This is a genomic window from Bradyrhizobium sp. TM233, from assembly GCF_036247965.1.
In the GTDB taxonomy this organism is placed as follows: domain Bacteria; phylum Pseudomonadota; class Alphaproteobacteria; order Rhizobiales; family Xanthobacteraceae; genus Bradyrhizobium; species Bradyrhizobium ottawaense.
This window is the reverse complement of record NZ_BTIG01000014.1, coordinates 1-13,313: the sequence shown is the minus strand read 5'-3', so window position 1 is coordinate 13,313 and position 13,313 is coordinate 1. Positions and strand designations below refer to the sequence as shown.

The following is a 13,313-nucleotide window of genomic DNA, read 5'->3' as shown; positions in this document are numbered from 1 at the left end:
AAAGTGAAACATTTCCGTAGCATCGGGCTCGCGCTCGCCGCGACCTTCGCCGTCAGCCAGGCCGGGGCCCAGGAGCTGACAGGCACGCTGAAGAACATCAAGGACACCGGCGCCATCACGCTGGGCTTCCGCGACTCCTCAATCCCGTTCTCCTATCTCGACGACAATCAGAAGCCGGTCGGGTTCGCGATGGACATCTGCTACAAGATCGTCGATGCCGTGAAGAAGGAGCTCAAGCTCGACAAGCTCGAGGTCAAGCTCAACCCGGTGACGTCGGCGACCCGCATCCCGCTGATGGCCAACGGCACCATCGATCTCGAATGCGGCTCGACCACCAACAATGCCGAGCGCCAGAAGCAGGTTGCCTTCACCAACACCCACTTCCTGACCGCCAGCCGCTACGTCTTCAAGAAGTCGAGCGGCCTGAAGTCGATCGACGACCTCAAGGGCAAGACCGTGGTCTCGACCGCGGGAACCACCAACATCAAGCAGCTCACCGAGGCCAACGTCGCCAAAAGCCTCGGCGCCAACATCATCCCCGCCAAGGACCACGCCGAAGCCTTCCTGATGGTCGAGACCGACCGCGCGGTCGCCTTCGTCATGGACGACATCCTGCTCGCGAGCCTCGTCGCCGGCTCGAAGTCGCCGGATGACTATGCCGTCTCCAAGGACGCGTTCTCCAAGCCCGAGCCCTACGGCATCATGCTGCGCAAGGACGACGCTGCCTTCAAGAAGGTGGTCGATGCGGCGACCGCTGCGCTCTATACGTCCGGCGAGGCCCAGAAGATCTACGACAAGTGGTTCACGGCCAAGATCCCGCCGAAGGGCCTCAACCTCAACACGCCGATCTCGGCCGAGCTGAAGAACGAGTTTGCGAAGCCTTCGGACTCGCCGAACCCGGACGACTATAAGTAAGATAACCTCGATCTTTCGATCGGGATCATGTCCGGCCACTCTTGACACAGGGGTGGCCGGACATTTGCATAGGCGGCCAGGATATCTCTGACTGGCGCGTTCGCGCGGGGGACACGTGAACTATAACTGGAACTGGGGAATCTTCTTCCAGCCGAACCCGATGGGGACGGGCACCTATCTCGACATGCTGCTGTCGGGCCTGGTGCTGACCCTGAAGACCGCGGCGTTGGCCTGGGTCATCGCGCTGATCACCGGCTCGCTCGTCGGCGTCATGCGCACGCTGCCGTCGAAGGGCGCCTACTGGTTCGGCTTCGCTTACGTCGAATTCTTCCGCAACATGCCGCTGCTGGTGCAGCTGTTCCTGTGGTTCTTCGTGCTGCCGGAATTGCTGCCAAAAGCCGCCGGCACCTGGCTGAAACAGCTGCCGAACGCACCGTTCTGGACGGCGGCGATCGGCGTCGGCTTCTTCATGTCGGCGCGCGTGGCCGTGCAGCTGCAGGCCGGCATCGGCTCATTGCCGCGCGGGCAGAAGATGGCCGCAACCGCGCTCGGCCTGACCACTGCGCAGGGCTATCGCTACGTGCTGCTGCCGATGGCGTTCCGCATCATCCTGCCGCCGCTGACGTCCGAATTCCTCAACACCATCAAGAACACGGCGGTGGCGATCACCATCGGCCTGCTCGAGCTGACCGGACAGGCGCGCTCGATGCAGGAATTCTCGTTCCAGGTGTTCGAGGCCTTCACCGCCGCGACCATCCTCTATCTTCTCGTCAACGCCGTCGTCGTGACCGCGATGCGCTTCCTCGAACGCTGGGTCGCGATCCCCGGCTACATCACGGGGAAATAAGCGATGTTCGGCAATCTCGATTTCGACGTCATCCGCCGCGCGCTGCCTTATCTGTTCTACGAGGGCATGTCGTTCACACTGACGCTGACGGGCCTTGCAGCCCTCGGTGGCCTCGTCTTCGGCACGGCGCTCGCCCTGATGCGCCTGTCCGGCTACAAGACCCTCGGACGTATCGCCGGTCTCTATGTCGACTTCATGCGCTCGCTGCCGCTGGTGCTTGTCATCTTCTGGTTCTACTTCCTGGTGCCCTATATCGGGCAATGGCTGACCGGCGCCTCGCGCCCCATCAGCGTCGGCGCGTTCGCATCCTCGCTCATCACCTTCATCATGTTCGAGGCGGCGTACTTCTCCGAGATCATGCGCGCCGGCATCCAGTCCATCTCGCGCGGCCAGCCGGCCGCGGCGAGCGCGCTGGGGCTGACCTACGCCCAGACCATGCGCTACGTCGTGTTGCCGCAAGCCTTCCGCAACATGCTGCCGGTCCTGATCACGCAGACCATCGTGCTGTTCCAGGACACCTCGCTGGTCTACGTCCTGTCGATCACGGACTTCCTGGGAGCGGCGAGCAAGGTCGCGCAGCGCGACGGGCGCCTCGTCGAAATGTACCTGTTCGCAGCCGTCGTCTACTTCACCATCTCCTGTATCGCGTCCTTCGGCGTTCGCCGCCTCCAGGCGCGCATCGCCATCATTCGCTAGGGCTCCTCGCTCATGATCGAAATCAGCCACGTCAACAAATGGTACACGCCGAGCTTCCAGGTGCTGACCGATTGCACCACCAGCGTCACCAAGGGCGAGGTCGTGGTGGTCTGCGGCCCCTCCGGCTCGGGCAAGTCGACCCTGATCAAATGCGTCAATGCGCTGGAGCCGTTCCAGAGCGGCGACATCAGCGTCGACGGCACCAAGGTCAACGACCCCAAGACCAATCTGCCCAAGCTGCGCTCGCGCGTCGGCATGGTGTTCCAGCACTTCGAGCTGTTTCCTCACCTGAAGATCATCGACAATCTCTGCCTCGCGCAGGAGAAGGTGCTGAACCGGTCGCGCGACAAGGCGATGGCGAAAGGCATGCAGCTGCTGGAGCGCGTCGGCCTCAAGGAACAGGCGCAAAAGTTTCCCGCGAACCTGTCCGGCGGCCAGCAGCAGCGCGTTGCGATCGCCCGTGCGCTCGCCATGGATCCGATCGTCATGCTGTTCGACGAGCCGACCTCGGCGCTCGACCCGGAAATGGTCAGCGAGGTGCTTGACGTCATGGTCGACCTCGCTCATGAGGGCATGACCATGATGGTCGTGACCCACGAGATGGGCTTTGCGCGCAAGGTCGCCAACCGCGTCATCTTCATGGACCGCGGCGAGATCGTCGAGGACGCGGCGAAGGAAGACTTCTTCGGCAAGCCGCGCAGCGACCGCGCGCAGAAGTTCTTGTCGAAGATTTTGTCGCACTAACCACCGCTGTCATTCCGGGATGCGCCGAAGGCGCAGGCCCGGAATCCATCGAGCGGCAACGCCCGGGGTGGAATGGATTCCGGGCTCATTCGCTGCGCGAATGCCCCGGAATGACGAAACGTGGGGGTGCTTGCTCCCCCCAACTGGCGTATAAGCGCGCCAAATCCTCATTCCTGCCAGGAGACCTGCCTTGGACCCGATCGCCTACGTCAACGGCTCATTCGTCCCGCTCTCGGACGCCAAAATCTCGGTCCTCGATCGCGGTTTTCTGTTCGCCGACGGCATCTACGAGGTCTCGGCCGTGCTCGACGGCAAGCTGGTCGACAACGCCTCGCATCTGGCCCGGCTGGAGCGCTCGGTCGGCGAGATCAGCTTGAGGCTGCCGGAGACGCTCGAGCGCATCACCGAGCTGCAGAAGGAGCTGATCGCGCGCAACAAGGTTGCGAACGGCCTCGTCTATCTCCAGGTGACGCGCGGCGCCGACAAGGGCCGCGACTTCGCCTTCCCCAAGGGTGACGTCAAGTCGAGCCTGGTGATGTTCACCTCGGAAAAGGACATCATCAACGCCGCCTCCGCAAAGACCGGCATCAATGTCATCACGGTGCCGGATATCCGCTGGGAGCGGCGCGACATCAAGAGCGTGGCCCTGCTGGCGCAGGTCTTGGCAAAGCAGGCGGCGGCCGAAGCCGGCGCCGGCGAAGCCTGGATGCTGGAAGACGGATACGTCACCGAGGGCGGCTCCTCCTCGGCGTTCATCCTGACCAAGGACGACGTCATCGTGACCCGCAAGAACTCCAACGCGATCCTGCCGGGCTGCACCCGCAAGGCCGTGGTGGCGCTCGCCGAAGAACGTCAGCTCCGCGTCGAGGAGCGCTCGTTCACGGTCGCCGAGGCGCTCGCCGCGAAGGAAGCTTTCGCGACGTCGGCCTCATTGTTCGTCCAGCCGGTGGTTGCGATCGACGGCAAGAAGATCGGCGACGGCAAGCCCGGGCCGATGGCCACGCGCCTGCGCGAGATCTATGTGGAGTTCGCCAAGGCGACGGCGGTCTGAGCGGCATACGCTCAACTGTCGTAGGGTGGGCAAAGGCGCACTTGCGCCGTGCCCACGTCTTTCTCGCGTGTCGAAAGAACGGTGGGCACGCTTCGCTTTGCCCACCCTACGGGATCTGCGCCTAGGCGCGCGCCGCCCCGTCACGCCGCCGACGCCTTCACCTTCACTGGATGAACCGCGCGGAATGCGATCGCGATCCTGTTCCAGGCGTTGATGGCGCCGATCAGCATGGTCAGGTTCACCGTCTCTTCCTCGGAGAACTGGGTGCGGATCTGCTCGTAGACGTCATCGGGTGCGTGCGTCTGCGCGATCAGCGTGACCGATTCCGTCCAGGCCAGCGCGGCGCGTTCGCGATCGGTGTAGAGCGGGGATTCGCGCCAGGCATCGAGCAGGTAGATGCGCTGCTCGGTCTCGCCGCGCTTGCGCGCGTCCTCGGTGTGCATGTTGATGCAGAAGGCGCAGCCGTTGATCTGGGATGCGCGGATCTTGACCAGCTCGATCAGCGATTTCTCGAGCCCCGTCGACTGGATCTGCTCCTCCAGCGCCATCAGCGCCTTCATCGTATCGGGGGCGGCCTGGTAGAAATTCATGCGGGGCTTCATGGTCGTTCTCCTTGCTTCTTCGGTTGATGTCAGTGGGCGCCGCCGGCATTGGTCTGGCCGGGCTTCTTCAGGAACAGGACCGCGGCGAGCGCGACGATCAGCGCCATGCCGAGCAGATAAAACGTGTCGCTGAAGGCGAAGATATAGGCCTGCTTCTGCACGGTATGGCCAATCGCGACATAGGCGCGATGCGCCGCATCCGCACGGTCGAGGACGCCGTGATTGACGAAATATTGCGTGAGCTGTTCCAGCCGTGTGCGGGTGGCCTGCTCGAGCACCGAGACGGACTGCATCAGCACGTTGGAGTGATACTGCTCGCGCTTGGTCAGCACGGTCTGGAGCAGTGCGATTCCGACAGCGCCGCCGAGATTGCGCATCATGTTGAACAGGCCCGAGGCCGAGCCCGCGTTCTCCGGCTCGATGCCTGATGTGGCGACCGCCGACAGCGGCGCCATGACCAGCGCCTGGCCGATGGCGCGGACGACGTTGGGCCACAGCAGTTGGTCGGCGGCGTAATCGTTGGTCATATAGATGTTCATGAAGTTGGAAGCCGCGAACAGCACGAAGCCGATGCCGATGATGATCCGCGCATCGAACTTTTGCATCAGGCGCGGCACCAGCGGAATCAGCAGGAGTTGCGGCAATCCGGTCCATGCCAGCACCATGCCGATCTGCTCGGAATTGTAGCCCTGAATCCGCGACAGATATTGCGGCAGGATGAAGACCGAGCCGTACAGCGCGATGCCGAGCAGGAAATTTGCGAGCATGCCGAAGCCGAAATTGCGGCGGACGAGCAGGCGCAGGTTGAGCAGCGGCTTCTTCACCGTGAGCTCGATGATCAGGAAGGCAGTCAGCGCGACGGCCGCGATCACTGATAGCCTGACGATGAAAGGTGAGCCGAACCAGTCGTCCTTGTTGCCTTCCTCCAGCACGGTCTGGAGCGCCGATAGCCCGATCGCCATGGTGATGATGCCGGCCCAGTCGCCCTCGCGCAGCAGCGCCAGCTTCATCGGCTTGGCGTCGAGCGCGTACCAGAGCATGCCGACCATCACCGCGCCGGGGATGAGGTTGACGTAGAAGATGTATTCCCAACCGAAATTCTCGGTGAGATAGCCGCCGATGGTCGGGCCGATCGCGGGTGCGAACGTCGCCGACAGCGCGAACAGCGCAAGGCCGACCGGCTGTTTTGCGCGCGGCAGGAGCGTGATGATCAGCGTGAACGCCATCGGAATCAGCACGCCGCCGGTAAATCCCTGCACGGCGCGCAGCACGATCATCTGCGGCAGATCCTGCGCAAGTGCGCAGGCCGCCGAGAGCACCAGGAACAGGACCGCGTTGGTCAGAAGATAGATCCGGATCGAGAACACCTGCGCCAGCCAGCCGGAGAGCGGGATCACCACGATTTCCGCGATCAGATAGGAGGTCGAGATCCAGCCGCCGTCGTCGATGCCGGCGCCGATCGCGCCCTGGATGTCGGCGAGCGAGGCGTTGACGATCTGGATGTTCAGCACTGCCATGAAGGCGCCGAGCGTGGCGCCGATCACGGCGACCCAGGTCTTTGCGGATACCGCCGGCGTGGCGGGAACTGCGGGGGCGGCCAGATTGGTGGCGGCGTCGACGGTCGGTTGCAGCGTGCTCATGGAAGCCTCGTCTCGGGTACGGAGACAGGATGCATTCGGCGAATGGTTTCGATCATCGATGAAGCTGTGGAAGGATCATTCGGCAGGATCTGATAATCCGCCGAGGCCTTCCGGCTTCAGCCGCCGTTGGGGCGGGACGTGTTGTCGGCGAGGCGCTTCGCCGTCTCGCGCTCGGCCAGCACCGCCTGCTTGGTATCGACCGTCGGCACCGCCGACATGCCGGGGCGCAGCAGGCCGGTGAGGCTGTGGTCGTCGAGCACGATCTTCACCGGGACACGCTGCACGATCTTGGTGAAATTGCCGGTGGCGTTGTCGGGCGGCAGCAGCGCGAATTCGAGCCCGCTTGCCGGCGACAGGCTGTCGACATGGCCGTGCAGGGTTCGATTGCGAAAACTGTCGACGTGCAGCTCGACCGGCTGACCCGGCCGCACATGCGTGAGCTGGGTCTCCTTGAAGTTGGCGACCACATAGACCGCATCGAGCGGCACCACCGCCATCAATTGCGTGCCGGCTTGCACGTACTGGCCGACGCGCAGCGAGCGGGCGCCGACGGTGCCGTCGACCGGCGCGGTAATCTCGGTATAGGACAGGTTCAGCGCCGCCTGCTGCGCGACCGCGCGGGCCCGTTCGAGCTGGGCCGCCGCCTGGGCGCGCTGGGTGGTGAGCACATCGATCTTGCGCCGAGCGGCCAGAAGGCCGGATTTCGCGTGCTGCAATTGCGCGCTGCTCGCGCGTAGCGCCGCGTCGGTCTGTTGCGCGCGCTGGATCGTGCCGGAGCCGGTCTTCATGAGGTCGTCGTAGCGGGAGCGCTCTTCCTGCGCGAATTTCAGGTTGGCATCCGCTGCAGTGACATCAGCCGTGCTCTGCTCGATGATCGGCTGTTGCAGTTCGAGCTGGGCATCAATGTTGCGCACCGAGGCTTCGCCGGCGGCGATATCAGCGCGGGCCTGCTCCAGCGCCGCCTTGAAGTCGCGATCGTCGATCTTGGCCAGCGCCTGGCCGGCCTTCACCTTTTCGTTGTCACTGACCAGCACCTTGGCGATGTAGCCAGAGATTTTTGGCGCGATGATCGTGGAGTCGGCCTTCACATAGGCGTCGTCGGTTGTCTCGAGGTAGCGGCCGTTGGTCCAGTAGTCGTGTCCGTAATAGGCCGCGGCCGCCGTGCCCGCGAGCAGCGCAAGCACCAACGCCGCGCGCCGAACCATATTCCGGGGCGGGGCACTCGGCGACGTCTTGGAATAATCGTCAGCGATTTCAGTTGCTTGCTGAAAGGTATCGGTGCGGGGCATCTCGGACATGGCGGTCTTCCTTTTCGGCTCGCCGGGAGTATCGGTCTTTTCAGTTCAAGCGATAATTGGCGAAATGCTGGAAGGATTATCCACCAGCGGCGGATAGTCCGAGGCTTCGTCTGACCCGGGTGGTGTACCGAACCAGCCCGGCGACTGCGCCAGAGCGATTGCCGTCCCTGTCGTACGATTGCTGCTAACGCGTCTGCGTCCTGCCGTACGCGAAGCTCTGGGCGGGGTGGGAACCGTATGGAGGATCTGATAGATAATCGGGGAGAATCCCCTGCGATTATCGATCAAGAGCGGACAATCACGCAGCCATGGACCGATTGACCAGCCTCGAAGTCTTCAGCCGGGTGGTAGAGACCGGCGGCTTCTCTGCAGCCGCCCGCAAGCTCAACATGTCCACAACCATGGTGAGCAATCACGTTCAGGCGCTGGAAGACCGGCTCGGGGTGAGGCTGCTTCAGCGAACCACGCGCAAGGTCAACCTCACCGAGATCGGCAAGGCCTATTACGACCGCTGCGTCCAGATCCTCGCCGACATCGAACAGGCCGACGATATCGCAAGCGAATTGCAGTCGGTGCCCCGCGGCACGCTGCGCATCCACGTCGCCACGCATATGGTGCAGTTCGTCGCGCCTGTGGTGGCAAAGCTTCTGTCGACCTATTCGGAGCTCAAGATCGATCTGCGCATGGGCGAGGCTGACGTCGATCTCATCGAGGAAGGCTACGACGTCGCCTTGCGCATGACCTCGCCGCCGGATTCAAGCCTGATCGTCCGCAGCCTCGCCACCTGGCGTCACGTGCTGTGCTGCTCGCACGATTATCTCGAGAGGCACGGTCGGGTGCAGAAGCTCGACGAGCTCGCCGCGCATAATTGTGGCCGGCACCTGAACTATCCGTTTGGCGACGAATGGCGCTTCCTCGATCGCAAAGGTGCGCCGGCCTCCGTACGCATCTCGGGCAGCTTCGTCACCAATAGTGGGGAAGCGCTGCGGAAGGTCGCACTGGAGGGGGCCGCCGTCTGTCTGATGGCGGGCTTTCTCATTCAGGACGACCTCGAAGCCGGCCGCCTCGTGCGCCTCTTGCCGGAATATCGGACGATCGAGCTGTCCATGAACGCGGTCTACCCGCATCGCCATCATTTGTCAGCGAAGGTCAGGACCTTCATCGACCTGCTCGCGCACCACAGCGCCGAGCAGCAGAAGCTGATCAATCCGTATTCGTGAGCGACGTCGGCAGTGCCGTAGGGTGGGCAAAGGCGCAACGCGCCGTGCCCACCATCTCCATGAATTCGAAAAGAGGTGGGCACGCTTCGCTTTGGCCACCCTACGATTCCATCAGCGTGGCGGCGGCAATCGTCTGAACGCGTTGTCCAGAGCCATGCCGATTGGGAGCAGCCGGCGTCAACCGGTGGCGTGCATCCTCGCCGGCGACGGTGTGTCGAGTTCGGTGAGCAGTCGCTCGACGTCGGCCTTCACCTTCACGATCGCGGCGTCCTTCACCGGGCCATAGCCGCGAATTTCCATTGGGGCTTTGGCGATGGCGACGAGTTCGGGCAGATGTCCTGCGTCGAGCTGGCACAGCATCCGTTCGATCACGCCTTCATACCAGGCGATCAGCCCGCGCTCGGTGCGCCTTTCCGAGGTGTAACCGAATGGATCGAACGGCGTGCCGCGTAGTCCCTTCAAGCGCGCGAGCATGGCGAGCGGCATCTGGATCCATTGGCCGAAGGCGCGCTTGCGCGGCCGCCCCCGTGCGTCGTGCCGCGACGGCAGGAAGGGCGGGGCGAGGTGATACTGGACTCTGAAGCCATCCTCGAATTCGCGTTTCAGCTCATCGAGGAATCCGCCCTGCATGTGCAGCCGCGCCACCTCATACTCGTCCTTGTAGGCCATCAGCTTGAACAGGGCCCGGGCAACGGCCTCGGTCAGGGCCTCGCTGTTCAGGACCGCTTCGGCACGGCGGACCCTCGCGACGGTCGCCCGGTAGCGCGCCGCATAGGCGTCGTCCTGATAGGCAGTGAGGAAATCGGCGCGACGGTCGATCATCTGGTCGAGCGTCTCGGCCTTGGGCGCATCGTCCGCCTTCAAGAGGTCGGGATCGGTGGCCGCAATCCGGCCCCAGGCAAAGGCCTGCTTGTTGCGCTCGACGGCGACGCCGTTGAGCTCGATTGCGCGCAGCAGCGCCTGCAGCGAGATCGGGACCAGCCCGCGCTGCCAGGCAAAGCCGAGCATGATGATGTTAGCATAGACGGCATCGCCGAGCAGCCGTTCGGCCAGCGCGTTGGCGTTGATGGTGCCGAGATTGCTCTCGCCGATGACCTGGCCAATGGCGCGCAGGCGGGCGGGGGAGGCGAGATCGGCGTCCCGGAAACGGACGACGTCACCGGTCGGCATCTCTGCGGTGTTGACCGCGGCGCGCGTGCCGCGGTGGTAGGTGCCTGAGGCTTTTGGCGAGGAGCTCACCACGAGGTCGCAGCCGATCAGCGCATCGGCTGCGCCCTGGTCGATACGGACCTGATGCAGGGCCTCGGGACTCGCGGCAAGGCGGATGTAGCTCAGCACGGGCCCGAACTTCTGCGCAAAGCCGGTGAAGTCCAGCACCGAGACGCCGCGGCGTTCGAGGTGCGCGGCCATGCCGATCAGCGCGCCGACAGTAATCACGCCGGTGCCGCCGACGCCGGTGATGAGCAGATCGTAGGGACGGTCGAGCGTTGCCGTCGCGGGCAACGGAAGTGTGGCGGCCCGACCAACGGCGTCGATCTGGCTCGCGCCCTTCTTCCGGCGCGTCGCGCCTTCGACGGTCACAAAACTCGGGCAGAAACCGTTGAGGCAGGAAAAATCCTTGTTGCAGGCCGACAGATTGATCTGGCGCTTGCGGCCGAACGGCGTCTCCTTCGGCTCGACGCTGAGGCAGTTGGATTCCACCGAGCAGTCGCCGCAGCCCTCGCAGACGAGATCGTTGATATAGGCGAAACGCTTGGGGTCGACCATCTGCCCACGCTTGCGCCGGCGCCGCTTCTCCGTGGCGCAGGTCTGCTGATAGATCAGGACCGAGACGCCGGGGATATTGCGCAGCTCGCGCTGCACGGCATCCATCTCTTCGCGCGGATGAAGGGTGACGCCGGCAGGAAGGTCGGCAGGCGAAAATTGTTCGGGAATATCCGACACCAGCGCGATGCGGGTCACGCCTTCGGCGCGGACGCTGTGGGCGATGGCATGCACGCTGATGGGACCGTCGACGGGCTGGCCGCCGGTCATCGCGACGGCATCGTTGAACAGGATCTTGTAGGTGATGTTGGCCTTGGCAGCGACCGCCTGCCGGATCGCCATCGAGCCGGAGTGGTAGTAGGTGCCTTCGCCGAGATTCTGGAACACGTGCTTGCCGCCCGTGAATTTCGACGACGCCGCCCAGTTCACGCCTTCGCCGCCCATCTGGATCAGTGACGAGGTCTCGCGGTCCATCCAGCTTGCCATGAAGTGACAGCCGATGCCGGCCAGCGCCTTCGATCCCTCCGGTACTTTCGTCGAAATGTTGTGCGGACATCCCGAGCAGAAATACGGCGTTCGTGTCGCGCCGCTGACGTTGATCGTGCGCGCTGCTTCCGGCATCAAGGCGGCTGCGCGTGCGGCGAGATTGAGGCCCGGAAACATCGGATCAAGCCGGCGGGCAAGCACGGCAGCGAGCGCCCGTGGCGACAGCTCGCCGATCCAGGAGATCAGCCGCGCCCCTCGCTCGTCGTGCTTGCCGACCATGCGCTCGGGCTTGGCACCGGGATAGTCGTAGAAATATTCCTTGAACTGGCTTTCGATGATGCCGCGCTTCTCCTCGACCACGAGGATCTCGCGCTTGCCCTTCACAAAATCCATGGCGTCATGCAGCGCCAGCGGCCAGACCATGCCGACCTTGTAAACGTCGATGCCGATGCTGCGGCAGGCGGCTTCGTCAAGACCCATCAGCCGCAGCGCCTCCATCAGGTCGAGATGGGCCTTGCCGGTGGTGACGATGCCGTAGGTGGCATCCGGAATGTCGTAGATGTGACGGTCGATCGGATTGGCCTTCGCGAAAGCGTAGACCGCGTGCTTCTTCGCCTCCAGCCGCTCTTCGATCTGCGGGCCCGGCAAATCAGGCCAGCGGTAGTGCAGGCCTCCCGGCGGCGGCGTGAAATCGGGCGTGCGGAAGAGGCGGGGCGGTTGCAGCGCGACGGAGGCGCCCGCCTCCACGATCTCCGAGATCGCCTTGAAGCCGACCCACATGCCGGAGAAGCGGCTCAGCGCGTAACCATATTCGCCGAACGCGAGATATTCGCTGACGCTCGCGGGATGCAGCGTCGGCATGAACCAGCTCATGAAGGCAACGTCGGACTGGTGCGGCATCGAGGAGGAGACGCAGCCATGGTCGTCGCCGGCGACCACCAGCACGCCGCCATGCGGCGAGGAGCCGTAGGCGTTGCCATGCTTGAGCGCATCGCCGGAGCGGTCGACGCCCGGGCCCTTGCCGTACCAGAGTCCGAACACGCCATCGACCTCGCGATCTCCTTGCGTCTCGACTTGCTGCGAGCCGAGCACCGCGGTCGCGGCGAGGTCCTCGTTGACGGCGGGAAGGAATTCGACACGGTCCCGCTTCAGCCGCTCCTGGATGCGCCAGAGCTCGAGGTCGATGCCGCCGAGCGGCGAGCCGCGATAGCCCGAGATGAAGCCGGCGGTGTTGAGCCCGGCGGCACGGTCTCGCCTGACCTGGTCGAGCGCGATGCGGACGATGGCCTGCGTTCCCGTGAGGAAGACGCGGCCGTGTTCGCGATCGTAGCGATCGGACAGTTCATAGGGGTCGAGTGACGGAAAGGCGTCCATGCGGACCTCCCGCGGCATCCCTGCCGGATGAGAGGAGGGTAGGCCCTGATGGTTGGTAGGTCTTACCTATCTTTCCTAGCCGCAACCAGATTCTGGTAAGTTATCCCGAATTAGGCTATCATGCGGTAGAATAAACCGGATTGGGGCGATCGATGATCGAAGACCAGGACGCGCGGATTCTCGCTCATCTCCAGAAGGATGGCCGTGCCACCAACCAGCAACTGGCGGACGAGGTCGGCATGTCCACTTCGGCCTGCTGGCGCCGGGTGCGCGCGCTGGAGGAAGCCGGCGTCATCCAGGGCTATGCGGCGTTGGTCGCGCGCGAGCAGGCGGGCTTTGCGATGTCGGCCATCCTCCACGTCTCGCTGGAGCGGCACGACGCGAAGTTTGTCGACGAGTTTGTCGCGCGGGTGACCAAACGCCGCGAGGTGCTGGAGTGCTTTGCGACCACGGGCGACGCCGATTATCATCTGCGCGTCGTGGTGCAGGACATGGCGGCCTACAACAGATTCCTCGACGAGTTCATGTTCCGCATCCCCGGCATCCGCTATGTCCGCAGCAACGTGGTGCTGAAGGAGATCAAGTCGAGCGTGGCGCTGCCGTTTTGAGACACGGGAAGTGCCGTAGACGCAGGAGGTGCCGTAGTGGGCACGCTCCGCTTTGCCCACCCTTGTAT

Annotated in this window: 11 protein-coding genes; 7 read left to right on the top strand and 4 right to left on the bottom strand. The window is 63.9% G+C overall.

The features are described 5' to 3' along the window. Positions 1 to 3 precede the first annotated feature (3 nt). The 5 genes from AABA86_RS25025 to AABA86_RS25005 all read left to right on the top strand — a co-directional run bounded on the left by AABA86_RS25025 (position 4) and on the right by AABA86_RS25005 (position 4,253). Positions 4 to 915, top strand: coding sequence for an amino acid ABC transporter substrate-binding protein (locus AABA86_RS25025; protein ID WP_028140042.1), 912 nt, complete (start codon positions 4 to 6; stop codon positions 913 to 915). A gap of 115 nt (positions 916 to 1,030) precedes the next feature. Next, entirely contained in the window at positions 1,031 to 1,762 is a 732-nt protein-coding gene (locus AABA86_RS25020; RefSeq protein WP_212252789.1) for an amino acid ABC transporter permease, read from the top strand. 3 nt (positions 1,763 to 1,765) lie between these two features. Beyond that, complete coding sequence (locus AABA86_RS25015; protein WP_212252791.1) at positions 1,766 to 2,458, top strand: amino acid ABC transporter permease; 693 nt, start codon at positions 1,766 to 1,768, stop codon at positions 2,456 to 2,458. 12 nt (positions 2,459 to 2,470) lie between these two features. Next, positions 2,471 to 3,202, top strand: coding sequence for an amino acid ABC transporter ATP-binding protein (locus tag AABA86_RS25010; RefSeq protein WP_135166113.1), 732 nt, complete (start codon positions 2,471 to 2,473; stop codon positions 3,200 to 3,202). A 190-nt stretch (positions 3,203 to 3,392) separates the two neighbouring features. After that, complete coding sequence (locus AABA86_RS25005) at positions 3,393 to 4,253, top strand: D-amino-acid transaminase (protein ID WP_212252793.1); 861 nt, start codon at positions 3,393 to 3,395, stop codon at positions 4,251 to 4,253. 140 nt (positions 4,254 to 4,393) lie between these two features. Here the strand turns inward: AABA86_RS25005 and AABA86_RS25000 are convergent, their stop codons facing one another. From AABA86_RS25000 to AABA86_RS24990, 3 genes are all read right to left on the bottom strand, one after another. Next, entirely contained in the window at positions 4,394 to 4,855 is a 462-nt protein-coding gene (locus AABA86_RS25000) for a carboxymuconolactone decarboxylase family protein (protein ID WP_212252795.1), read from the bottom strand. Positions 4,856 to 4,884: 29 nt separating this feature from the next. Then, entirely contained in the window at positions 4,885 to 6,495 is a 1,611-nt protein-coding gene (locus tag AABA86_RS24995; RefSeq protein WP_212252796.1) for an MDR family MFS transporter, read from the bottom strand. A 116-nt stretch (positions 6,496 to 6,611) separates the two neighbouring features. Beyond that, on the bottom strand, positions 6,612 to 7,793 hold the full coding sequence (locus AABA86_RS24990; protein ID WP_212252798.1) for an HlyD family secretion protein: 1,182 nt from the start codon (positions 7,791 to 7,793) through the stop codon (positions 6,612 to 6,614). 308 nt (positions 7,794 to 8,101) lie between these two features. Here AABA86_RS24990 and AABA86_RS24985 point away from each other — a divergent pair, with 308 nt between their 5' ends. Next, positions 8,102 to 9,013 carry a LysR family transcriptional regulator gene (locus AABA86_RS24985; RefSeq protein ID WP_212252800.1) on the top strand — a complete coding sequence of 304 codons (912 nt, stop codon included), beginning with the start codon at positions 8,102 to 8,104 and terminating at the stop codon, positions 9,011 to 9,013. A 177-nt stretch (positions 9,014 to 9,190) separates the two neighbouring features. Here the strand turns inward: AABA86_RS24985 and AABA86_RS24980 are convergent, their stop codons facing one another. Then, positions 9,191 to 12,637 (bottom strand): indolepyruvate ferredoxin oxidoreductase family protein, encoded by a 3,447-nt coding sequence (locus tag AABA86_RS24980; RefSeq protein ID WP_338308775.1) that lies wholly within the window; start codon positions 12,635 to 12,637, stop codon positions 9,191 to 9,193. A gap of 152 nt (positions 12,638 to 12,789) precedes the next feature. Between AABA86_RS24980 and AABA86_RS24975 the strand changes: the two genes are divergently transcribed. Beyond that, a complete protein-coding gene (locus AABA86_RS24975) occupies positions 12,790 to 13,245 on the top strand; it encodes an Lrp/AsnC family transcriptional regulator (RefSeq protein WP_212253152.1) in 456 nt (151 codons plus the stop codon). Positions 13,246 to 13,313: the final 68 nt, after the last annotated feature.